General features: G+C 71.8%; 19 protein-coding genes. 14 read left to right on the forward strand and 5 right to left on the reverse strand.

Going from position 1 to position 22,845, the window contains the following annotated elements; translation table 11 throughout:
• Nucleotides 1-96: 96 nt before the first annotated feature.
• Nucleotides 97-921 carry a ferredoxin gene (locus AB0K14_RS11845; RefSeq protein WP_360452952.1) on the reverse strand — a complete coding sequence of 275 codons (825 nt, stop codon included), beginning with the start codon at nt 919-921 and terminating at the stop codon, nt 97-99.
• Between the two features lie 276 nt (nt 922-1,197).
• Here AB0K14_RS11845 and AB0K14_RS11850 point away from each other — a divergent pair, with 276 nt between their 5' ends.
• Both AB0K14_RS11850 and AB0K14_RS11855 read left to right on the forward strand, forming a co-directional pair.
• Nucleotides 1,198-1,731, forward strand: coding sequence for a sigma-70 family RNA polymerase sigma factor (locus AB0K14_RS11850; RefSeq protein ID WP_360452954.1), 534 nt, complete (start codon nt 1,198-1,200; stop codon nt 1,729-1,731).
• A gap of 256 nt (nt 1,732-1,987) precedes the next feature.
• Nucleotides 1,988-4,690, forward strand: a complete 2,703-nt coding sequence (locus tag AB0K14_RS11855) for a LuxR C-terminal-related transcriptional regulator (protein WP_360452956.1) — start codon at nt 1,988-1,990, stop codon at nt 4,688-4,690.
• On the opposite strand, the gene AB0K14_RS11860 is transcribed toward AB0K14_RS11855, so the two are convergent.
• Nucleotides 4,691-6,175 carry a S8 family serine peptidase gene (locus AB0K14_RS11860; RefSeq protein WP_360452958.1) on the reverse strand — a complete coding sequence of 495 codons (1,485 nt, stop codon included), beginning with the start codon at nt 6,173-6,175 and terminating at the stop codon, nt 4,691-4,693.
• Between the two features lie 218 nt (nt 6,176-6,393).
• Between AB0K14_RS11860 and AB0K14_RS11865 the strand changes: the two genes are divergently transcribed.
• The 7 genes from AB0K14_RS11865 (at nt 6,394) to AB0K14_RS11895 (ending at nt 14,112) form a co-directional block, all read left to right on the forward strand.
• A complete protein-coding gene (locus tag AB0K14_RS11865; protein ID WP_360452960.1) occupies nt 6,394-7,137 on the forward strand; it encodes a TIGR03936 family radical SAM-associated protein in 744 nt (247 codons plus the stop codon).
• A 196-nt stretch (nt 7,138-7,333) separates the two neighbouring features.
• Nucleotides 7,334-10,294 carry a translation initiation factor IF-2 N-terminal domain-containing protein gene (locus AB0K14_RS11870; protein ID WP_360452962.1) on the forward strand — a complete coding sequence of 987 codons (2,961 nt, stop codon included), beginning with the start codon at nt 7,334-7,336 and terminating at the stop codon, nt 10,292-10,294.
• A gap of 225 nt (nt 10,295-10,519) precedes the next feature.
• A complete protein-coding gene (gene rplU, locus AB0K14_RS11875; RefSeq protein ID WP_053722830.1) occupies nt 10,520-10,834 on the forward strand; it encodes a 50S ribosomal protein L21 in 315 nt (104 codons plus the stop codon).
• A gap of 14 nt (nt 10,835-10,848) precedes the next feature.
• Nucleotides 10,849-11,112, forward strand: coding sequence for a 50S ribosomal protein L27 (gene rpmA / locus AB0K14_RS11880; protein WP_360452964.1), 264 nt, complete (start codon nt 10,849-10,851; stop codon nt 11,110-11,112).
• Nucleotides 11,113-11,207: 95 nt separating this feature from the next.
• The gene (obgE, locus tag AB0K14_RS11885; RefSeq protein ID WP_360452966.1) at nt 11,208-12,686 is read left to right on the forward strand and encodes a GTPase ObgE; all 1,479 of its coding nucleotides are present in this window, start codon (nt 11,208-11,210) and stop codon (nt 12,684-12,686) included.
• Entirely contained in the window at nt 12,683-13,813 is a 1,131-nt protein-coding gene (gene proB, locus AB0K14_RS11890) for a glutamate 5-kinase (RefSeq protein ID WP_360452967.1), read from the forward strand. Before obgE ends, proB begins: the two co-directional genes overlap by 4 nt.
• A 119-nt stretch (nt 13,814-13,932) precedes the next feature.
• Nucleotides 13,933-14,112, forward strand: a complete 180-nt coding sequence (locus tag AB0K14_RS11895) for a hypothetical protein (RefSeq protein ID WP_360452969.1) — start codon at nt 13,933-13,935, stop codon at nt 14,110-14,112.
• A 3-nt stretch (nt 14,113-14,115) separates the two neighbouring features.
• Here AB0K14_RS11895 and AB0K14_RS11900 read toward each other — a convergent pair whose 3' ends face one another.
• From AB0K14_RS11900 to AB0K14_RS11910, 3 genes are all read right to left on the reverse strand, one after another.
• Nucleotides 14,116-15,390, reverse strand: coding sequence for an MFS transporter (locus AB0K14_RS11900; RefSeq protein ID WP_360452971.1), 1,275 nt, complete (start codon nt 15,388-15,390; stop codon nt 14,116-14,118).
• A gap of 765 nt (nt 15,391-16,155) precedes the next feature.
• Nucleotides 16,156-16,701 carry a GNAT family protein gene (locus AB0K14_RS11905; protein WP_360452973.1) on the reverse strand — a complete coding sequence of 182 codons (546 nt, stop codon included), beginning with the start codon at nt 16,699-16,701 and terminating at the stop codon, nt 16,156-16,158.
• A gap of 24 nt (nt 16,702-16,725) precedes the next feature.
• A complete protein-coding gene (locus AB0K14_RS11910; RefSeq protein ID WP_360452975.1) occupies nt 16,726-18,804 on the reverse strand; it encodes a RecQ family ATP-dependent DNA helicase in 2,079 nt (692 codons plus the stop codon).
• A gap of 196 nt (nt 18,805-19,000) precedes the next feature.
• On the opposite strand from AB0K14_RS11910, the gene AB0K14_RS11915 reads away from it, so the two are divergent.
• The 5 genes from AB0K14_RS11915 (at nt 19,001) to AB0K14_RS11935 (ending at nt 22,660) form a co-directional block, all read left to right on the forward strand.
• Nucleotides 19,001-20,266, forward strand: a complete 1,266-nt coding sequence (locus AB0K14_RS11915) for a glutamate-5-semialdehyde dehydrogenase (protein WP_360452977.1) — start codon at nt 19,001-19,003, stop codon at nt 20,264-20,266.
• The gene (locus AB0K14_RS11920; protein ID WP_360452979.1) at nt 20,263-20,823 is read left to right on the forward strand and encodes a TetR family transcriptional regulator; all 561 of its coding nucleotides are present in this window, start codon (nt 20,263-20,265) and stop codon (nt 20,821-20,823) included. The genes AB0K14_RS11915 and AB0K14_RS11920 overlap by 4 nt, the downstream gene beginning before the upstream one ends.
• Before the next feature lie 58 nt (nt 20,824-20,881).
• Nucleotides 20,882-22,066 carry a cytochrome P450 gene (locus AB0K14_RS11925; RefSeq protein ID WP_360452981.1) on the forward strand — a complete coding sequence of 395 codons (1,185 nt, stop codon included), beginning with the start codon at nt 20,882-20,884 and terminating at the stop codon, nt 22,064-22,066.
• Between the two features lie 5 nt (nt 22,067-22,071).
• The gene (locus AB0K14_RS11930) at nt 22,072-22,293 is read left to right on the forward strand and encodes a ferredoxin (RefSeq protein ID WP_360453270.1); all 222 of its coding nucleotides are present in this window, start codon (nt 22,072-22,074) and stop codon (nt 22,291-22,293) included.
• Between the two features lie 145 nt (nt 22,294-22,438).
• Nucleotides 22,439-22,660 carry a ferredoxin gene (locus tag AB0K14_RS11935; RefSeq protein ID WP_360452983.1) on the forward strand — a complete coding sequence of 74 codons (222 nt, stop codon included), beginning with the start codon at nt 22,439-22,441 and terminating at the stop codon, nt 22,658-22,660.
• Nucleotides 22,661-22,845: the final 185 nt, after the last annotated feature.

Here is a 22,845-nt window from a genome sequence, read left to right on the forward strand (position 1 = left end):
GACCGCTCACGAAGGGCCGACCGCTCACGAAGGGCCGACCGCTCACGAAGGGCCGACCGCTCACGAAGGGCCGACCGCTCACGAAGGGCCGACCGCTCACGAAGGGCCGACCGCCCCCGGGCGGGCCGGTGCCGCGTCGACCCGGATCGCCCGCATCGGGCACACCCGTGCCGCCGCGCGCACCTGCGGCGCCTGGTCGGCGTCCGGGTTGCGGGCGTAGCGCAGCCGCCCGTCGTCCAGCACCCGGAACACCTTGGGCGCCTGGGCCTGGCACAGCGCGTAGTGCCGGCACCGCTCGTGGTCCACGGCGACCCGGACACCCGTCGGACCCTCCGGCGCCGGCGGCGGGTCGGCCTCGATCACGCCCATCCGCACGAGCACGCGCGGCGGCAGGAACCGGAGCACGGTCAACGTGATCGCGGGCATCAGCACGGTGATGCCACCCATCCACACCACGGCGACGTGTCCGCTCGCGGAGGCGCCCAGCCAGGCGTGCATCGCGCCCAGCCACACGCCCACGTACGCGAGCCGGTGCAGGCGCAACCAGTTGCGGTAGAACACCGTGTTCTGCAACGCGGCCGTCACCGCGGCGGCGAGCATGAGCTCCAGGCCGACCACGCCGAGCGCGTGCCGCACCTCGCCACCGCCCACCAGCGGCAGCACGAGCTGGTAGGCGGCCAGGGAACCGTTGTCCAGCAACAGGAACGCCACCGCGTGCACCACGGCCGCGGCCATGGCGAACGTACCCAGGGCCTGGTGGGTGGTGCGCAGCGCCGACCGCCCGGTGATCTTGCGGACCCAGCCGGTCGCGGTGAGCACCCCCCAACACGCGGCCAGGCACATCGCCACGTACGCCATCCGCCCGGACAGCGTGGCGACGTCCCACACCCCGGCGTCGTGTTCCGAGACCGCGACCACCACGTGCGCACCCCCTGTTAAAGACCTGATCCACCCTCTGATGAGGAACTACGAACGTCGTGTGCGGCGGTTCGACAGAAGGTTCAATTAAGATATGTGATCTACATCACAGGTGAAGTCGAGAACCGTCCGGACGGCCAACACGATGTGTCCCCTAGAACGCACAGTAATGACGTCCGCGGCTGTCCGATAGTGGTGGATCGTGGCCTTGTGTTGTAGTACGTTCGCGACAGTCGCATTCGCCCCGCCGCGCGCGAACTCCAGGAGGTCGGTTACTCCATGAATTCACTGGGCGGTGTCCGGGTGACCGGCGGGCGGTCCGGGGAAGAACTCGTGACCACGCTGTACGAGCAGTTCAAGGGCGCGTTGCACGCCCATGTGCTCGGCTTGACCAACTATGACCGGCAGTGGACCGAGGACGTGGTCCAGGAAACTTTGATCCGTGCGTGGCAGAACGCCGAGACGCTGGTCCGCGACCCGCGGATGCTGCGCGGCTGGCTGCTCACCGTGGCCAGGAGGATCGTCATCGACGGGTGGCGCACGAGGCGAGCCAGGCCTCAGGAAGTAGAGCTGACCAGCCCGGACGCGGCGCAGGTCCCGGACGACACCGAACAGCGGCTGTCCATCATGGTGATCAACGACGTGATCGGCAGGCTCGGCGAGGAGCACCGCGCCGTGATTTACGAGACCTACGTGCGCGGTCGCACCGTGCGCGAGGCGGCGCTGGTGCTCGGCATTCCGGAGGGCACCGTCAAGTCCCGCGTCTACAACGCGATGAAGATCTTGCGCCGCGCCTTGCGCGAGTGGAATTGAGAAAGCACGGGCCTGGGCGACGCGGAGAAATTGCCGATCGACCACGCGTATTTTCCCGCAAGTCCGGCGAATCAGGTCGCGGCAGTGAGGCCTCGATTCTGGCCGAAGACCGGCGAGGCGTCTCTACGGTGGGTACCGAAGGAAATCCGACCGCCGCGATGGCGATCCTTCGGTACCCGGGGGACTGGACAGGTGTCCTACCGTGGTGGTTCCGATCCACCGCCCGGGCTGCGCCGCAGCAGATCGGAGCTTTCCGGTGACCGCACCGAACCCGACATTGTCCGGCCGGGACGGCGAACTGCGCGCCGCCCGTGCGCTGCTGCACGGCGTGCTGGCGGGCCGGGCCACCACCCTGCTGGTCACCGGCGAGATCGGGATCGGCAAGTCGACCCTGCTGGCGGCGATCGCGCGGGACGCGCGCGGTCTGGGCTTCACGGTGGCGGCCGCGGCCGGGGCGCGACTGGAGAGCGACCTGCGCGGCGGCGTGATCGGCAGGCTCGCCGAAGGGCTGGACGGCGGGTCGGCCGAGTCGCTGGACTGGTTCTACCGCGTGGTCCGGGCGGCGCTGGGCCGCGGACCGCTGCTGCTGGCCGTGGACGACGTGGACCTGTCCGACAGCTGGTCCCTGCGCTGCCTGGCCTACGTGCTGCGCCGGGTGACCGACCGGCCCCTGGCGGTCGTGCTGGCCGCCACCACCGGTCAGGCGCCGGTCGGCGAGGTGACGCTGCCGGAACTGGTGGGCGCGCACCACGAGCACGTGGAACTGGCCGGGTTGGACGTGGCGGCGGTGGCCGAGCTGGTCGGCGACGCGCCCGCGGCGGCCTGCCGCGAGGTGACCAGGGGCAACCCCAAGCTCCTGGCCGCGTTGGCGGACCAGCTGCGCGACCGCCCGGACGTGAACGCGGCCGACGTGCACGCGCTCGCCTCGCCCGACATCGGCGCGGCGCTGCGGGCGCGGCTGCGCCGGCACGAAGGCGCGGCGGAGCTGGTCCGCGCCGCTGCGGTGCTGGGGGAGGACGCGACCGTGGACCGCCTGGCCGCGATGGCCGACGTCGAACCCCGGCGCGCGCTGCGGCTCATCGACGGCCTCGTGCGGCTGCACGTGTTCCGCGACGACTACCCCCTCGGCTTCAGCCACACCTACCTGCGCAACGCCGTGCTGGCCGACCTCCCCGTCGCCACCAGGGCAGCCGACCACACGCGCGCCGCCGTGCTGCTGCGGGCCGCGGGCGCGCCCGACGACCGGATCGCCGAACACCTCCGTGAGGCGCGCGGCGTCCCTCTCGCCTGGGGCGTGGAAGTCCTGCGCCGCGCCGCCCGCAAAGCGACCCACGACGACCGGCTGGACGCCGCACAGGACTACCTGGAGCGCGCGCTGGAGGAACGCCTGTCGTCCGACGACCGGCTGGCCGTGCAGCTCGAACTCGTGCACATCACGTTCCTGGTCGACCAGGCCGCGGGCATGGACCGGCTCCGGGACGCGCTCGCCCACGCCGACGACGCGCGTTCCGCCGCCGGGCAGGCGGTCACGATGCTGCTGCGGCTGTGCAGCGGCCCGGAGGCCCGCCTCGCGGTGTCCATCGGCCTGCAACTGGTGTCCCGCCTCACCTCCCAGGAGCACGACGAGTCGTGGGAGCTGCGGGTGATGTCGTACCTGGCCAGCGCGGGCAACGACGTGGCCCTGGCGTTGCGCGCCAGCATGTTCACCGACGAGCTGGAGTCGGAGGTGCCGCACCCGCCTCGGCTGCGGCAGGTCCACTCCGCCTTGCTGTCACTCGGGCACGCGTTGCGCGGCGAGTCGGCCGAGGACGCCCTGCGCCACGCCGCCGAGGCGTTGGAGGGCGAGCGGGTCGACGTGTTCGTGCAACCGTTCGTGTTCACCGTCAGCACGTGCTTCATGGCCGACGCGCCCGACTTGTCCGAGCGGTTCCGCCGCATGATCGGCAGCGAGGCCGAGCCGCACGACTACCACCTGCGCAAGGGCACCGTCGTCTCGATGGCGCACGGCATGGACTTCCTGGCCCGCGGCGACCTGGTGCGCGCCAAGACGTTCCTGAAGTGGCAGCTGCGGCTGTTCGACGAACTGGACGCGGTCGCGGTGTGCCCCATGGCGATCCTGTGCGCGGCCCGGTTGGCGGAGGTGCTGGTCGACCTCGGCCGGTTCGAGGAGGCGCGGGAGCTGCTGGCGCGCCACGGTTTCGCAGGCGAGCTGCCGGAGCTGTTCCAGCACAACGTGACGCTGTTCGCGCGGGGCAAGCTCAAGCTCGCCACCGACGACCCGGTCGGCGCGCTGGCGGACCTGCTCGAATGCGGGCGAAGACTCACCGCGTCCAAAGTGGACAGCCCGGCGATCCTGCCGTGGCGGTCGCTGGCGGTGCGGGCGCACCTCGCGCTGGGACGCCGTGAGGCCGCCGCCGGACTGGCCGTCGAAGACCTCGCCCGCGCCAAGCGCTGGGGCACCCCGCGGGCCATGGGCACCGCGTTGATCTCCGTCGGCCTCACCACCGACGACGAAGCCGCGACCCGGGCGTTGCTCAAGGCGGTCGAGTACGTGACCGACTCCGTCGCACGCCTCCTGCACGCCGAGGCCCTGCTGGAACTGGGCGCGCGACTGCGCCGCCGCGGTCAGGCGGAACGCGCCATCCCGCACCTGAGGCAGGCCGTCGAGATCAGCGCCCGGTGCGAGTCCAAGCCGCTGATCCGCCGTGCCGCCGAGGAACTGCGCGCGTGCGAGCCGGTCACCGCGCACGGCACCGTGCACGGGTTGACCAAGCAGGAGACCCGCGTGGCGGGCATGGCCGCGCAGGGCCTGACCAACCGGCAGATCGCCGAAGCCCTGTTCCTCACCCGCCGCACGGTCGAGCTGCACCTGTCCGGCGCGTACCGCAAGCTCGGCATCACCGGCCGCGCGGACCTGGCCGGGGCGCTGCGCCGCCACCAGGACCAGTACTCGGCCTGACTACTCCCGAACCGCGGCCAGGGCGTCGACCAAGCCGTGCCCGTAGAAGCCGTTGTACTCGGAGTACCCCGTGCAGTACGCGTCCTGCACACCCGTGCCGTTGAGGTCGTAGTCCGCCGGGCACGGCACCGTCTCGGCCCGCGCGTTGAGCATCCGGGTCAGGTCGTCCGCGGAGGCCCCCGGGTGCCTGGACGCCAGCAGCGCCGCCACCCCCGTCACGTGCGGCGTGGCCATCGACGTGCCGCACGAGTAGTCGTAGCCGGCGGCGGGCACCGTCGACAGCACGCACCCGCTCCGCCCGTCGTCGGGCACCTGCCTGCGGTCACCGCCCGGCGCGGTCACGTCCACCGCGCCCAGCCCGTAGGAGCTGTACCCGGCCTTGACCTTGTCCGCCCCCACCGACGACACCGCCACCACGTTGCGCAGCTGCGCGGGCAGCACCAGGCACGTGTTGTCCACCGCGCGCGGCTGGACGTCCTCCGGCGAGGCGTTGGTCGGGCTCAGCACGTCCCGGCCCGGCTTGGTCAGGTCGGCCGCCGCGTTGCCCGCCGCCGCCACCGCCAGCACGCCGCGCCCGGAGGCGTGCTCGACCGCCCGCCGCACCGCCTCGAAGACCACGGACTGGCCCTGCTTGTTCTGGCAGGTGAAGACCCACGGGTCGATGAAGTAGCTGTTGTTGGTGATGGTCATGCCCTGCTCGGCGGCCCACATGAACCCGCACACCGCGTACTCGGGGTAGATGAACCCGGCGTCGTCCACGACCTTCACCGACGCGATCCGCACGCCCGGCGCCACACCCGTCGTGCCCAGGCCGTCGTCGGCCGCCGCGATCGTGCCGGCCACGTGCGTGCCGTGGCCGGACGTGGTGGGCGTCCACGCGGCGGGCGACGGGTCCGCCACACCGGTCGTGCAGCCCGCCGAGAGCGCCGGGTCGAGCGCGCCGACCAGGTCGGGGTGCGCGGGGTCGATGCCCGAGTCGAGCACGCCCACCACCACGTCCCGGCTGCCGGTGCTCACCGCGTGCGCCTCGGCCGCCCGGATCAGGTCCATGTCCCACTGCTCGGCCGTGCGGTCGGTCGTGCCCGCCCAAGCGCGCGCTCCGGTGGCCTCGTCGTCCTTCTTCTTCTGCCGGGCGGGCGCGCCGGTGCGCTTGGACAGGCCGTCGAGCTGGGCGCTGTAGGCCCGGTGGACGCCGATCCGCTGCCCGAACCGGGGGTCCGGCGACACGGCCACCGCCACGGCGATCTGCGGGTAGTAGCGGGCGGTGCCGCCGCACGCGGCCGCGATCTCCGCCTCGGCCAGCGGCGCGCTGGTGCCGGGGGCGAACACGACCAGGTAGCGCAGCGTCGGACCGGGCTGGACGCAGTCCACCGCGGCCACCGGCTCCTCGGGCTCGGCCGCGGCCGCCGGGATCACCGAGAGGCAGCCGGTCGCGAGCAGCGCCGCGCTGACCGCGACCGCTTGGACGCGGCGGTGCAGAGGCACGGGGGACCTCCAGGGCTGGACCGGGTCGGGGCGTTGCCGGACGGTAGCCAGACGGCGCGGACCAGACAAGCGCAACGGTGCCGAACAGGTCCAAGGTACCGTCCTGGTGCAGTAGGAGCGTGGACCGTCGGGGGTGCTCACCCCTTCGCGGGCCCACCCGGCACCCAAGGGGAGTAGCACTGAGCCGCCAGCAGCAGCCCAACCCGTCGGCCGCACCTGTGCAGAAGCTCCGGCTGCGCTACGCGAAGCGCGGTCGACTGCGGTTCACGTCACACCGTGACATCGCACGCACGTTCGAGCGTGCGCTGCGTCGGGCGGGTGTCCCCATGGCCTACTCCCAGGGTTTCAGCCCTCACCCGAAGGTGTCATGGGTCGGGGCGGCGCCCACCGGGGTGGCCAGCGAGGCCGAGTACGTCGAGGTCCAGGTCGTCGACCGGGTCGATCCCGAGGCGCTGCGGACCGCGTTGGACGCCGTGCTGCCACCCGGTCTGGACGTGCTGGAAGTCGTCCAGTCGGCGGGCGGCACGCTGCCCGAGCGGATCGAGGCCAGTGCCTGGCAGGTCGAACTGCCCGGCGTGTCGCCCGAAGTTCTGACCGAAGCCGTGACCAGGTTGATGGCCGCGGCATCGGTCGAGGTCGAGCGCCTGACCAAGGACGGGAAGAAGATCGTGGACGTCCGGCCGGCGATCGTGTCGGCCTCGGTGCGGCCCCGGGTAGGGGTGCATTCGAGCGACGCGGGACACGATGGACGAGATTTGTCACAGCCGTGTGGGATACTCATGACGGTCGTACGGCAGACAACCCCTACCGTGAGACCCGACGACGTGCTGAGTGCGCTCCGAGTCGTCGCCGACCTGGTTCCGCCGGTCCCCGCGAAGGCGACCCGGATGGCGCAGGGGCGGCTGGACGATGAAGGCGGCCTGGTCGACCCGCTTGCCCTGGACAGGGCAGCGGAGGTCTGACCGGGCTGTGATCGGAGCGGCGCTGACGGCGTCGTCGAACAGTGTTATGGGACCTGCTGTGCCGCGTGCCCCCACGGGTGTGCGCGCCACGGCGCAAGGCAAGGATTCCCGCCGCCAGCCGCGGCGGTGAGTGGACACGGAGAGGCCCCTGCGCGGCCGCGTCGGTTGGGACGCGCCCGGGGGCGGAGGAGCTGCATTGTCGAACAAGGAAAAGCCCGCCGGCGCCGCCGGCGGGGGTAGCACCACATCCGCACACCCGGAACTGGCGGATCTGCCCGCCAAGCTGCGGGTGCACGCGCTGGCCAAGCTGCTCGGCGCGAGCAGCAAGGACGTGGTGGCCGCCCTCGCCGACCTCGGTGAGACGGTGAAGGGCGTGCAGTCGAGCGTGAGCCGCGATGTCGCGCTCAAGGTCGCCGAGAGCCTGCTGAACTGGGACGACATCGTCACCGGCGAAGTGGACGAGCAGACCGAGGAACCGGTGGCGGTGGCCCGTGAGGTCGCGCCGCTGGTGCCGCTGTTCGCCCCGCCGTCGGCGGTGTTCCTGCCGCCGACTCCGGTGGCCAAGCAAGCGCCGCCGGTGAGCCGGGACGACGACCTCGACGACACCGAGGACGACTCCGACGACCACGCGGCCGCCGACGACGCCGGTGACGAGGGCGAAGGCCGCCGCCGCCGTCGTCGTGGCCGGCGTGGCCGCGGTCGCGGCAAGGGCGTCGAGGACAACGGCGACGACGAGCACGGCGAAGAGCAGGCCGAGGTCGCCGAGGCCGAGACCGAGGCGGAGACCGCCGACGAGACCTCGGCCGACGAGGACGGCGCGGGCAGCCGCCGCCGTCGGCGTCGCCGCCGCCGCAAGACCGGCGCCGAGGAAGAGGCCGCGCCGAGCGAGGACGACCCGCCGAACACGGTCGTCCACGTCCGCGAGCCCAGCCGCGACGCGCGTGACGACAAGGCCGACTCCGAGGCCGCGCAGAGCGAGGTGCGCAGCGTCCGCGGGTCGACCCGGCTGGAGGCCAAGCGCCAGCGCCGCCGTGACGGCCGCGAGGCCGGTCGCCGCCGTGCCCCCGTGCTGTCCGAGTCCGAGTTCCTGGCCCGTCGCGAGGCCGTCGAGCGCACGATGGTGGTGCGCGAGCGAGGCGACCGCACGCAGATCGGCGTGCTGGAGGACGGCGTCCTGGTGGAGCACTTCGTGACCTCGTCGGGCAGCGGTTCGCTGGTCGGCAACGTCTACCTCGGCCGGGTGCAGAACGTGCTGCCCTCGATGGAGGCGGCGTTCATCGACATCGGCCGCGGCCGCAACGCGGTGCTCTACGCGGGCGAGGTCGACTGGGACGCGGCAGGTCTTGAGGGCAAGGCCCGCAAGATCGAGCAGGCCCTGTCCTCCGGCGACAGCGTGCTGGTCCAGGTCACCAAGGACCCGGTCGGCCACAAGGGCGCCCGGTTGACCACCCAGATCAGCCTGCCCGGCCGCTTCCTGGTCTACGTGCCCGGTGGCGGCGCGACCGGCATCAGCCGCAAGCTGCCCGACAACGAGCGCAAGCGCCTCAAGGACATCCTCAAGCGCGTCGTCCCCGAGGACGCGGGCGTCATCATCCGCACCGCCTCGGAGGGCATCGCCGAGGAGGAGCTGGCCCGCGACGTCACCCGCCTGCAGGCCCAGTGGCAGGTCATCAAGGACAAGGCCGACACGCCGAAGGCCCAGTCGCCGCAGCTGCTGTACGAAGAGCCGGACCTGCTGGTGAAGGTCGTGCGCGACCTGTTCACCGAGGACTTCGCCGCGCTCGTCGTCCAGGGCGCGGACGCGTGGGAGACCATCGACGGCTACGTCCGGCACGTCGCGCCCGACCTGCAGGAACGGCTGCGCAAGCACATCGGCAACAGCGACGCGTTCACCGAGTACCGCATCGACGAGCAGCTGCTCAAGGCGCTGGACCGCAAGGTCTGGCTGCCGTCGGGCGGCTACCTGGTCATCGACCGCACCGAAGCGATGACGGTCATCGACGTCAACACCGGCAAGTTCACCGGATCGGGTGGAAACCTCGAAGAGACGGTGACCCGGAACAACCTGGAGGCGGCCGAGGAGATCGTCCGCCAGCTCAGGTTGCGCGACATCGGCGGCATCATCGTGATCGACTTCATCGACATGGTGCTGGAGTCGAACCGCGACCTGGTGCTGCGCCGGCTGACCGAGTGCCTCGGCCGCGACCGCACCCGCCACCAGGTGGCGGAGGTGACGTCGCTGGGTCTGGTGCAGATGACGCGCAAGCGGGTCGGCACCGGGTTGCTGGAGGCGTTCTCGACGACCTGCGAGCACTGCCGCGGGCGTGGCCTGGTCGTGACGACCGAGGTCGCGCACGCGCACGGCAACGGCAACGGCGGTGGCCAGCCCCAGCAGCAGCAACCGCAGCAGCAGGGCGGTGGCCGCAAGTCGCGTCGCGCCAAGCAGGCGGACGCCCCGGAGCCGGTGGCCGAGCTGACCGTGGAGCCGACCGAGGAGCCCGAGGCGATCGCCGAGCAGTCCACGTCGGACGAGCCGTTGGCCGCTTTGGTCGAGGAGGAGGCCGCGCCGGAGACCCCGAAGCGCGACCGCCGCCAACGCCGCCGGGCCCGCCGCGAGGCAGGCGCCGTCATCAAGCACGGCGACGAGGAAGCCGTGCCGTCGGCGGCGCCCACCGAGCAGTCCGTGCCCGAGGAGCCCGAGCAGCCCGCTGCCCGGCAGCCCGCTGTCCGGCAACCCGTTGCCCGGCAGGCCGCTGCCGAGCAGCCCGTCGCCGAGCAGCCCGTCGCCGAGCAGCCGGTCGCCGAGCAGGCCGCGCACGCGCCGGCCGGCCCTGTCGCAGCCGCGGACACGGCCGAGCAGCCCGTCGAGACCCCGTCGGCGCCCGTCGCCGAGCCCGTCAAGACCGGGCGGACCCGCCGGCGGGTGACCAAGCCCGCCATGGTGCCCGAGCCCGTCACCCCGCCCGTCGCGGTGGCGCCGGTGGAGGTCCCGCCCGTCACCCGGACGAGTGTCTCGCCCCCGGCTCAGGTCGCCGAGCAGCCGCTCAACGGCCACGCCGAGCCGAACGCGCCCGCGGTGACCACGCGTCGCCGTCCGGCCCGCCGTGCCGCGTCCCGGCCCGCCGGGCCGCCGCTGGACGGGGTCAAGGAGAGCTGATCCACGTACCGCCGGAACCGCTGCCCAGCCCGTCTGAGCAGCGGTTCCGGCGTGTCGGGACCGGTACGCCCACCCCGGTTTGACCACGCCGTCCACCGCCACGTAACCTGATACGCGGCCCGCCGTCCGGTGGGCCCTGTCGCGTGAAGCCCAGCTTGCTCTTTACCAGTGCAGCCGTGGCGCGCGCGATCCCGTCCCGTCGAGCAGCAGGAGACTTCCGTCCCGATGTACGCGATCGTCAAGACCGGCGGCAAGCAGTACAAGGTGGCTGTCGGCGACGTCATCGAGGTCGAGAAGCTCGAAGGCGAGCCGGACACCGAGATCACCTTCGCGGCGCCGCTCCTCGTTGTGGACGGCGATGACGTCACCTCCGCGGCGGACGCCCTGGCGAAGTTCTCGGTGACCGGCAAGGTCGTCGAGCAGACCAAGGGCCCCAAGATCCGCATCCACAAGTTCAAGAACAAGACCGGCTACCACAAGCGCCAGGGTCATCGCCAGAAGTTGACCCGCGTCGAGGTCACCGGCATCACCGGTAAGTGAGGATCTGACTAGCCATGGCACACAAGAAGGGTGCATCCAGCTCCCGCAACGGCCGTGACTCGAACCCCCAGTACCTCGGGGTCAAGCGGTTCGGCGGTCAGGTCGTCAAGGCCGGCGAGATCCTGATCCGCCAGCGCGGCACCAAGTTCCACCCCGGCGTCAACGTCGGCCGCGGCAAGGACGACACGCTGTTCGCGTTGGCTCCGGGTGCGGTCGAGTTCGGCAGCAAGCGCGGTCGCAAGACCGTGAACATCGTCCCGGTCGAGGCTGCTGCCTAAGCAGCTCGGCGAGACGGAACGACCTCAAGACGAGGGGCGGGACCGGTGAAATCCGGCTCCCGCCCCTCGTCGCTTCTGCTAGAGAGGAAATCCCCGTGTCCCGCTTTGTCGACCGGGTCGTCATCCACGTCGCCGCAGGTGACGGGGGCAACGGGGTCGCCTCCGTGCACCGCGAGAAGTTCAAGCCGCTCGGCGGCCCCGACGGTGGCAACGGCGGCAAGGGCGGCGATGTCGTGCTCGTGGTCGACTCGCAGGTCCACACGCTCCTCGACTTCCACTTCCGCCCCAACGCCAGCGCCGGCAGCGGCAAGGGCGGCCAGGGCGGCAACCGCGACGGTGCGCACGGAGCGGACCTCGAACTGCGCGTGCCCGACGGCACGGTGGTGATGACGCCCGACGGCGAGGTGGTCGCGGACCTCGTCGGCGAGGGCACCCGCCTGATCGCCGCCCAGGGCGGCCGCGGCGGCCTCGGCAACGCCTCGCTGGCGTCCAAGGCCCGCAAGGCCCCCGGGTTCGCCCTGCTGGGTGAACCGGGCGAGGAGCACGACCTGGTGCTGGAGCTGAAGTCCGTCGCGGACGTCGGCCTGCTGGGCTTCCCGTCGGCGGGCAAGTCGTCGCTGATCTCGGTGCTGTCCGCGGCCAAGCCGAAGATCGCCGACTACCCCTTCACCACGCTGGTGCCGAACCTGGGCGTGATCACCGGCGGCGAGACGATCTTCACCATGGCCGACGTGCCCGGCCTGATCCCCGGTGCGTCCGAGGGCAAGGGCCTCGGGCTGGACTTCCTGCGGCACATCGAGCGCTGCGCGGTGCTGGTGCACGTGGTGGACTGCGCGACCTACGAGCAGGACCGCGACCCGCTGTCGGACATCGACGCGCTGGAGGAGGAGTTGGCGAAGTACACCCCCTCCCTGGCCGACGACCTGGCCGAACGGCCGCGCGTCGTGGTGCTGAACAAGATCGACATTCCGGAGGCCCGGGACCTGGCGGAGATGGTGCGCCCGGACATCGAGGCGCGCGGCCTGCCGGTGTTCGAGGTGTCCACGGCCAGCCGCGAGGGCCTGCGCGAGCTGACGTTCGCGTTGGCGCGCGTGGTGGAGGAGTACCGGGCGTCGCGGCCGAAGCAGGAGTCGACCCGGATCGTGCTGCGGCCCAGGGCCGTGGACGACCAGGGCTTCACCGTGGTGGAGGACTCGCAGACCGAGGGCGGCTTCATCGTGCGCGGCGAGCGGCCCGAGCGGTGGATCCGGCAGACCGACTTCAGCAACGACGAGGCCGTCGGCTACCTGGCCGACCGGCTCGCCCGCCTCGGGGTCGAGGACGCGCTGGTAAAGATGGGTGCCGAGCCGGGCTGCCAGGTCACCATCGGCGACCTGGTGTTCGACTGGGAGCCGACGACGCCCTCGGGCATCGCGATGACCATGAGCGGTCGCGGCACGGACGCGCGGCTGGAGGTCGGCAACCGGATCGGCGCCTCCGAGCGGCTGGCGGCCAAGAAGGCCCGCCGCATCCCCGGCCAGTTCGACGAGGCCGACGACTCCGAGGACCGGTTCGAAGAGGACGACGACGAGTGATCGGTTCGGTGGCGGCGTCGCAGGCCCGGCAATCGGTGTCCGCGGCGTCCCGGGTCGTGGTGAAGGTCGGGTCGTCGTCGTTGACCACCGCCGAGGGCGGCCTGGACCGGTCGCGGCTGGACGCGCTGGTGGACGCGGTCGCGGCGCGGTGCGCGGCGGGCAGCCAGGTGGTGCTGGTGTCGTCGGGTGCGATCGCGGCCGGTCTCGCGCCGCTGGGCGTGACGCGCCGGCCCCGTGACCTGGCCACGCAGCAGGCGGCGGCGAGCGTGGGGCAGCTGGCGCTGGCGCACGCGTACGCGAACTCGTTCGGGCGGTTCTCGTTGACGGTCGGGCAGGTGCTGCTCACCGCCGACGACGTGGTGCGGCGGTCGCACTACCGCAACGCGCAGCGCACGTTCTCCCGGCTGCTGGCGTTGGGCGCGGTGCCGGTGGTGAACGAGAACGACACGGTGGCGACCGAGGAGATCCGGTTCGGCGACAACGACCGGTTGGCCGCGCTGGTGGCCCACCTGGTCGGCGCGGACGCGTTGGTGCTGCTCTCCGACGTCGACGCGCTCTACGACGGTGATCCCCGCCGGCCGGGTGCTCGGCGCATCACCGAGGTGGCCGGCGCGTCCGACGTGGACGGTGTGCGGGCGGGTTCGGTCGGCGCGTCGGGGCTGGGCACGGGCGGCATGGCGTCGAAGCTGGCCGCGGCACGGCTGGCCGCGTCGGCGGGCATCCCCGTGCTGCTGGCGGGCGCGGCGGACGCGGCGCGGGCGTTGAGCGCGGCCGACGTCGGCACGGCGTTCGCGGTGACCGGCACCAGGCTGTCCGCCCGCCGCTTCTGGCTCGGGCACGCGGCCGACGCGACCGGCAGGCTGGTGCTGGACGACGGCGCGGTGGCCGCGGTCGTAGGCCGCAGGCGTTCGCTGCTGGCGGCGGGCATCACCGGCGTCGAGGGCGCGTTCGAGGCCGGTGACGTGGTGGAGCTGGTCGACCTGTCGGGGCACGTGGTGGCCCGTGGCGTGGTCGGTTTCGACGCCGCCGAACTGCCCGCGTTGATCGGCCGGTCGAGCCACGACCTCCCGGCCGAGCAGCGCCGCGAGGTCGTGCACGCCGACGACCTGGTGCCGTTGCGGCCCTAGCCGCGGTCGCGCAGCCAACGCCCGGCCGTCCGCCAGACGACGTGCGGGTCGACGTCCTCGGCCTGCCACGTGGTGGCGCGCGTGACGCCGAGCTCCCGGCACTTCCGCATGATCGCGACGTGCGCGGGCAGGCCGACGAAGCGGAGGGGCGCAAGCGGTTGCGTGCCGCCCGTGCCGCGATCCGGTGCAGGGAGGACGACTTCCTGGCCGAGCTGCCGTCGGCCCGGCGCGCCACCCTGCTGACGGCCCTGCGCAACCTGTCCGCGGAGCCGTTGGCCCGGTTGACCGCCGCACCCTGAGCGCTACCGCAGTTCACTGCCCTTCGTCTCGGGCATCGTGAGGACCACGGAGAACGCGATGGCGGCGCCGACCGCGACGTAGACGAAGAACGTCGTGCCCGGCAACGCCTGGATCACCAGCGGCGCGGTGCCGCCGAACAGCGCCACGGTCAGGTTGTACCAGGAGCCGATGCCCGTGGCGCGCAGCTCGGTCGGGAACAGCTCGCTCATCACCGCGGGCGCGATCGACGTCATGGCCGTGTAGAGGCCGAGGCCGACGCAGAACACCACGAGCAGGTTGCCCACGCCCGGTCCGATGAGCGTGGACAGCGGCACCACCAGCACCGCCGTCGCGGCCGACCAGGCCAGCAGCTGCGGCTTGCGGCCGAACCGGTCCGACAGGGCGCCCATCGGGTACTGGAGGGCGACGAACAGGGCAGTGGCGATCGACAGGGCGAGGAACACGTCCACCGCGTCGGCGCCGCGCTTGGACACCGCGAACGGGGTCAACGCGCTGAAGAACGTGTAGTAGCAGAGCGTCGAGAGCATGGTGAAGCCGACGAGCCGCCCGACCGCCCCGGGGTGCTCGCGCAGGGTCGTCAGCAGCGGGCGCTTGAGCTGTTGCGCCTTCGCCTTGTTGTGCTCGAACTGCTCGGTCTCCTCCAGGTTGCGCCGCAACCACAGGCCGACCAGGCCGAGCACACCGCCGATCAGGAACGGGATCCGCCAGCCGTAGGACGCGAGCTGGGCGGCGTCGAGCGTGCGGGCCAGGGTGAACCCGAGCAGTGACGCGATGAGCACCGCGGCGCCGGTGGAGATGTAGAAGAACGCCGAGTACCGCCCCCGGCGTTCCGGCGGCGCGATCTCCGCCAGGTACGCCGAGGCGTTGGACACCTCGCCGCCCAGCGACAGGCCCTGTGCGACGCGGGCCAGCAGGAGCAGGACCGGCGCCAGCCATCCGACCTGCGCGTAGGTGGGCAGGATGCCGATGGCCAACGACCCGCCCGCCATCAGGACGATGGTCAGCAACATCGCCGTCCGCCGCCCGCGCAGGTCGGCGAACCGCCCGAGCAGGTACCCGCCCAGCGGGCGGAAGAAGAACGCGATCGCGTACGTCGCGAGCGTGTTGATTAGCGCGAGCCGCGGGTTGTCCTTGGGGAAGACCTGGGTGGCGAAGTAGATGCTGAAGGTGACGAAAATGGTCCAGTCGTACCACTCTATGGCGTTTCCCAGAGACGCGGCGACCAGCTTCTTGACGGGGAGCCTGTGTCGTTGCTGATTGATAGTTGTATCGGACATCAACCGACCTCTTCTGTTCTTACGGCGACTCGACCGCCGCATCTATCTGCTACAGTGGTGTCGAGAGAGCGAGGTCCCTCAGACGCTTGAGAGTCGGTGTGGTAAGCCGCCCCTTGTAGGGGATCGCAGCACTGCTCAAGGTCACGACGGCCGGTCCTCCGTGTGCCAACGACTGTCGCTGCAACGGCGGTCATCCGAAGGTTGGCGCACCTGGTTTTGATCTTCGCGAGACGTGCTGCCTCATACTGCACTGTCACCACCTGCCAAGGTGGCTAGGCACTTCGGGACTGGTTGCCGGACAGGTGAGTTGCGGTGTCGTCCCAGTTCGTTGAGCTGATCATCAAAGATGGCCCTTGGGTCGCGCTAGCAGCGCTCGCTTTGTGCCTTCTCTGGGTCTTGTACCTTGTCCATTTGGTGCTTATGAAGGCTGGTGCGCCTTCTGGGCGGGACGTGTCGGTAAAGATTCGCCCATTCCCTTGGCCGCGAGTAGAGATCGATGTGAGGTCGACACCTCGGGATGGGATCGGGCAAGAGGCTGCGATCGGAGTTGAAGCTACGGTCGATGATGCGGGCCAAGTGTGATCACGGTGGCGATCATGTAGCCAAAGCGTCCAGTCGTACCACTCGATGGCGTTGCCGAGGTTCGCCGCGACGAGCTTGCGGACCGGTAGGCGGTGTCGGGTGTCGGTCTCCACGGCAGCCATGCGTTGGACAAAACCACAAAGTCGCCGAAGTCGGTAGATCCTTCACCGATCCATGTCGGGCTCACCCCGGCGAGCCCGTCGCGGCGCGCCACTCCTCGGCCAGCAGGCCGAACAGCAGGTCGTCGGTCCACTCGCCCTTGATCCAGGTGGCCTGCACCCGGTGACCCTCCTGCCGGAACCCGAGGCGGGCCAGCAGGCGCGCGGACCGCGTGTTGCGGGCGTCGCACTCGGCGGACACCCGGTGCACACCGCGCACCTCGAACAGGTACGCCAGCACCCGCCGCACGGCTTCCGCCGCGTAACCGCGCCCCTGGTGCGCGGTCGCCAGCGTGTAGCCGATCTCAGCCTGCATCCGGTTCTCGTGCAGACCCACCCCGACGTCACCGACGAGCACCCCGTCCGCCTCGACCGCGAACTGGTACCAGCCCGGCGCGGTCGGGTCCGCCGCCGCGACGTCCCGCACGAACTCCTCGGCCTGCGCCAAGGAGAACGGCGCCTGCCATCCCTGGTACCTGGCCACCTCCGGGTCCGACCGGTACGCGGCGAACGCCGTCGCGTCGGCCGCCCCGAAAGGCCGCAGCACCAACCGTTCAGTCGTCAGCCTCACCCTGTCACCCCCACCTCCTCGTCGTCACGCCGTCACCGCCAACGCGAACGGCAGCACCGCCGACGCGCCCGCCCGCCGCAGCAGTCGCGCGGCGACCGTCATCGTCCACCCGGTGTCGACCTGGTCGTCCACCAGCAGCACCGGACCGTCCACACCGGACAGGTCCGGCACGTCGGTCTCCCGCACCAGTCCCGCCAACCGCTGCGCGCTGTTGGCCCGGCGCACCGACTCGCCCAACCACACCTGCCCGAGCTGCGGCAGCCGGCCCACCGCCGAGATCCGCTGCCCGAAGCTGCCCACCAGCGCGGGCCTGGTCCGCGACCCGACCGTCACCACGCCCACCGGCCGCTCCGCCCAACCCCACGCGGACAGCACCTTCACGCACGCGGCGAACACGTCCTCGGGCATCTCCTGGTCGTCCGCGGCGAACAGCGACCGCAACCGGTTGCCCCAGCCGATGTCGGTCAACCGTCCCAGCGCCCGCCCCGTCGCGGCCACCTCGCCCGGCGGGATCTTCCCGGACAACGACACCCCGGCCGACGCCATCCCGGTCGGCCACATCTTGCGCGGCTCCACGTCGACGCCGGGCCGCAGCAGCCGTTCCCGCGCCGCCGACGCCGCCGCGTCCGAGACCTCCGCCGACGGCCGCTGACCCGTGCAGTTGTCGCACCGCCCGCACGGCGCCGCGTGCGGGTCGTCCAACTGCCGCAACAGGAACTCCATCCGGCAGCCGTCGGTGGCCAGGTAGTCCAGCACCGCCTGCCGCTCCACCCGCCGCGCCGCCTCGATCCGCTCGTACCGCTCGGCGTCGTAGGACCACGGCTGCCCGGTCGAGACCCACCCGCCGCGCACCCGCCGCACGGCGCCGTCCACGTCGAGCACCTTCAACACGACTTCCAGCCGGGTGCGCGACAGCTCCACCACCGGCTCCAACGCCGCCGTCGACATCGGCCGGTCCGCGGGCAACGCGTCGAGCACCTGGCGCACCAGGTGTTCCGGCGGGAACGCCAGCGACGCGAAGTACGCCCAGATGTCCTTGTCCTCCGGACCGGGCAGCAGCAGCACCTCGGCCCGCTCCACCCCGCGCCCCGCACGGCCGATCTGCTGGTAGTAGGCGATGGGGGAGGGCGGCGCGCCCAGGTGCACCACGAACCCCAGGTCCGGCTTGTCGAACCCCATGCCCAGCGCGGAGGTGGCCACCAGCGCCTTGACCCGGTTGGCCAGCAGGTCCTCCTCGGCCCGTTGGCGCTCGGCCGGGTCGGTCCGCCCCGAGTAGGCCGTCACCTGGTAGCCGCGGTCGCGCAGGAACGCCGCCACGTCGTCGGCCGAGGCGACCGTGAGCGTGTAGATGATCCCCGAGCCGGGCAGCCGCTCCAGCCGCTCGGCCAGCCACCCCAGCCTGGCCTCGGCGGTCGGCAGCCGCACGGCCGACAGCCGCAGGCTCTCCCGGTCCAACGGCCCCCGCAGCACCAACGTGTCGGTGCCCGCGCCCAGCCCCAACTGGTCGGCCACGTCCCGCACCACCCGGTCGTTGGCCGTGGCCGTGGTGGCGAGCACCGGCACACCGGCCGGCAGCTCGGTCAGCAACGTCCGCAGCCGCCGGTAGTCCGGCCGGAAGTCGTGGCCCCAGTCGGAGATGCAGTGCGCCTCGTCCACCACCAGCAGCCCCGCCGACGCGGTCAACGACGGCAGCACCGCGTCCCGGAAGTCCGGGTTGTTCAGCCGCTCCGGCGACACCAGCAGCACGTCCACGTCACCGGACGCCACTTGGTCCCGCACGTCCTGCCACTCCTCGGTGTTGGCCGAGTTGATCGTCGCCGCGTGCACGCCCGCCCGCGCGGCCGCGTCGACCTGGTTGCGCATCAGCGCCAGCAACGGCGACACGATCACCGTCGGCCCCTCGCCCAGGGACCGCAGCAACGCCGTGGCGATGAAGTAGACGGCGGACTTGCCCCACCCCGTGCGCTGCACCACCAGCGCCCGCCGCCGCCCGGACACCAGCGCGTGGATGGCCGTCCACTGGTCCTCCCGCAGCACGGCCTGGGGGCCCGCCAAAGCCCTCAGCCGTTCCTCGGCCAGTTCGCGGAGTGCGCTGTCGTCCATGTCTGTGGTCCTCGTTCGCTCGGACGATGCGGTCGCCGGGAAGCCGCGACCTCATGGCCACACAGTGGCAGACGGCTCCGACAAGACGGACACCTGTGCGACGGTCCGCGGCGCAGCTTCACCCGATCGAGGACGGATGTCCGATCCTCGGGAACCTTGGCGACAGCCACGACCGGGTGACCGTAGGCTGGATGACGTGACTGATGACCTGCGCGAACAGGTGCACGCCGCGGCCAGGCGCGCCCGTGTCGCCGCCCACGAGCTCGTCCTCGCCACCCGCCAGGGCAAGGACGCCGCACTGCACGAGATGGCCGCCGCGCTGCGCACCCGCGCCACCGAGGTGCTGGAGGCCAACGCCAAGGACCTCGAAGCCGGCCAGGCCGCGGGCCTCACCCGTGGCCTGCTGGACCGCCTCACGCTCACCGAGGCGCGCATCGACGGCGTGGCCCGGGGCCTGGAGACGGTCGCCGGCCTCGCGGACCCGATCGGCGAGGTGCTGCGCGGCTCGATCCTGCCCAACGGCCTGGAGCTGAAGCAGGTCCGCGTGCCGATGGGCGTGGTGGGCATGGTCTACGAGGCCCGCCCGAACGTCACCGTCGACGCGGCCGGCCTGGCGCTGAAGTCCGGCAACGCGGCCCTGCTGCGCGGCTCGTCCACCGCCGAGCACTCGAACACCGCGCTGGTCGCGATCCTGCGCGACGCGCTGGAGACCGCCGGCCTGCCCGCCGACGCCGTGCAGCTGCTGCCGTGCCACGACCGCGCCTCGGTCACCCACCTGATCACCGCGCGCGGCCTGGTCGACCTGGTGATCCCGCGCGGCGGCGCCGGTCTGATCAACGCCGTCGTGCAGCAGGCCACCGTGCCGACCATCGAGACCGGTGTCGGCAACGTGCACGTCTACGTGGACGCGAGCGCCGACCTCGACATGGCGCAGCGCATCGTCCTGAACTCCAAGACCCGCCGCACGAGCGTGTGCAACGCGGCCGAGTCGCTGCTGGTGCACGCCGCGATCGCGGACGAGTTCGTGCCCCGCATCACCGACGCCCTGAACGCGCAGAACGTCACCATCCACGGCGACGAGCGGTTCGCGAGCGACCCCAGGGTGCAGGCCGCCACCGACGAGGACTGGGACACCGAGTACCTGTCGCTGGACATCGCCGCCCGCGTGGTCGGTTCGCTCGACGAGGCCATCGAGCACATCGCCGAGCACGGCTCCGGGCACACCGAGGCCATCGTGACCAGCGACCTCGGCGCGGCCCGCCGGTTCACCGCGCGGGTCGACGCGGCGGCGGTCATGGTCAACGCCTCCACCGCGTTCACCGACGGCGCGGAGTTCGGCATGGGCGCGGAGATCGGCATCTCCACCCAGAAGCTGCACGCCCGCGGCCCGATGGGGCTGACGGAGCTGACCTCGTCCAAGTGGGTGGTCTGGGGCGAGGGGCACGTCCGGTCGACATCGTGAGCAGGCCCCGGGACGCCGACGCGACCAAGGCGGCGTTGCTGGACGCCGCCACGAAGCTGTTCGGCGAGCGCGGGTACGACCGCACGACGGTGCGCGACATCGCGAGCCTGGCGGGCGTGAACCAGGCCCTGCTGTTCCGCTACTACGGCAGCAAGGACGCCCTGTTCGCGACCGTGCTGGCCACGCAGAGCCGTGAGCTGCTGGAGGACTCGCCGGCCGAGCACCTCCTGCGCAACGTGCTGCTGCGGATGATGGAGAAGACGCCGAGGCGCGAGGACCACCCGTTGTACGCGGTGCTGCGGTCCTCGCACCACGACTCGGCGGCGGAGGTCGTGCGCCGGCAACTGGGGGAGGAGTATGCGCGCGCTCTGTCGTCCCTCACCGACGCGGAGGACGCGGAGCTGCGTGCGGACCTCGTGCTGGCGTGGATCGTGGGCATCGGTGTGCTGCGCAGCGTGTTCGGCAAGCAGCCGCTCGCGGACGCGGACGCCGCGGCGGTGGCGGCCCTGGTGACCGAGGCCGCCTCGGTGTTGTTGGAGCACACCGAATCCGGTTGACGGTCCGTAGTGAGCTGCCTACTGTCGGATGTAAGCGACTGCTTACATGGGGGTTCCGATGGAGACCAGGTCCTATCCGTTCGCCGAACTCGACCACTTGGAGATCAATCCCGTCTACTTCGAGCTGCAACGGGACGAGCCGGTGGCCAGGGTGCGGCTGCCCTACGGCGGCGAGGGGTGGTTAGCCACCCGCTACGAGGACGTCAAGACCGTGCTGGCGGACCCGAGGTTCAGCCGCGCGGCGGTGATGGAGCCGGGCGCCGACGTGCCGCGCACGCTGCCGACCATGCCCAGCGAGACGAACATCCTGAGCATGGACCCGCCGGACCACACCCGGCTGCGCAAGCTGGTCGCGAAGGCGTTCACCGCGCGGCGCACCGAGCAGCTGCGCGAGCGCGCCCAGCAGATCGTGGACGGCCTGCTGGACGAGATGCAGGCGCAGGGCCCGCCCGCGGACCTGGTCGAGGCGCTGGCCATGCCGCTGCCGATCACGATCATCTGCGAGATGCTCGGCGTGCCGTTCGGGGACCGGGGCAACTTCCGGGCCTGGTCGGAGGCGGCGGTGGCGATCACCGCGTTCACCCACGAGGAGATCCTGGCGGCCAACCAGTCGCTGCGGGAGTACATCGGCGGGCTGGTCGAGCGCAAGCGCGCCGAGCCCACCGACGACATGCTGTCCGTGCTGATCGCCGCGCGCGACAACGACGACCGGCTCAGCGAGGAGGAGCTGGTCTCGTTCGGGGTGACGCTGCTGGTCGCCGGGCACGAGACCACCGCGAACCAGATCGGCAACTTCGTCTTCCAGCTGCTGCGCAGGCCCGACCGGCTGGCCGAGCTGCACGCCGACCCGTCGCTGATGCCCGCCGCCATCGAGGAGCTGCTGCGGTTCACCGCGCTGGGCGGCTCCGCGGGCTTCCCCCGGATCGCGACCGCCGAGGTCGAGCTGTCCGGTGTGACGATCAAGCCGGGAGAGGCGGTGTTCGTCAACAACGTCACGGCCAACCGCGACCCGTCGGTGTTCGAGAACCCGCACGAGGTGGACTTCCACCGCGCCCACAACCCGCACATCATGTTCGGCCACGGCGCGCACCACTGCATCGGCGCGCCGCTGGCGCGGATGGAGCTGCAGGTCGCCATCGCGAGCCTGCTCAAGCGGTTCCCGACGCTCCAGCTGGACGGTGACGTGACGTTCAAGCGGGGCCGGCTGATCCGCGGCCCGCAGGCCCTGCCGGTGAGGTGGTGAGCGGAGTGGGCGACTGGACGATCGAGGTCGACCGCGGCACGTGCATCGGCACCGGGATGTGCACGTCGACCGCACCGGACCACTTCCGCCTGGAGGGCGGCACGTCGACGCCGGTCAAGGCGGACGTGGAGCCGGACGACGCGGTGATCGACGCCGCCGAGTCGTGCCCGATGGAGGCGATCCTGGTGCGTTCGGCCGACGGCACGGTGCTCGCGCCGCAGCCCTAGCGCGCCAGGGCAAGCAGGGAGTTGCCGGCCACTGTCGCGACCTTGCTCAATGGGTTCCCGCACCCGCAGATGGCCGGCAACGCGGCGTTCGAGACGGGCAGACTGGTGCAAGGCCCCGGACGCCTACTGGTGAGGTGGTAGATCGATGAGCGAGTGGACGATCGAGGTCGACCGGGGCATGTGCCTCGGCACCGGCATGTGCACGGCGACCGCGCCGGAGCACTTCCGACTCGACGGCGGCACGGCCACGCCGGTCAAGGCGGACGTGGAGCCGGACGACGCGGTGATCGACGCCGCGGAGTCGTGCCCGATGGAGGCGATCCTCGTGCGTTCGGCCGACGGTTCCGTGCTCGCTCCACAGGTCTAGTCGAAAGAAGTTCAGCGGATCGCGTCATGACGGCGTGACGTGCGCGTTCCTCTGTCGCGCGGCCTTGCTCGGGGCGGGGCGCGCGATCCGCGGAGGCGGCCTACTCCCCCAGGGCCGCGGCCGGGATTCGGGTGCGCGGGCGGCCTCTCTGGGAGCGACGGGCCGCCCGCGCACCACCCGAACTA

It is taken from the genome of Actinosynnema sp. NPDC050801, assembly GCF_040673975.1.
Classification (GTDB): domain Bacteria; phylum Actinomycetota; class Actinomycetes; order Mycobacteriales; family Pseudonocardiaceae; genus Actinosynnema.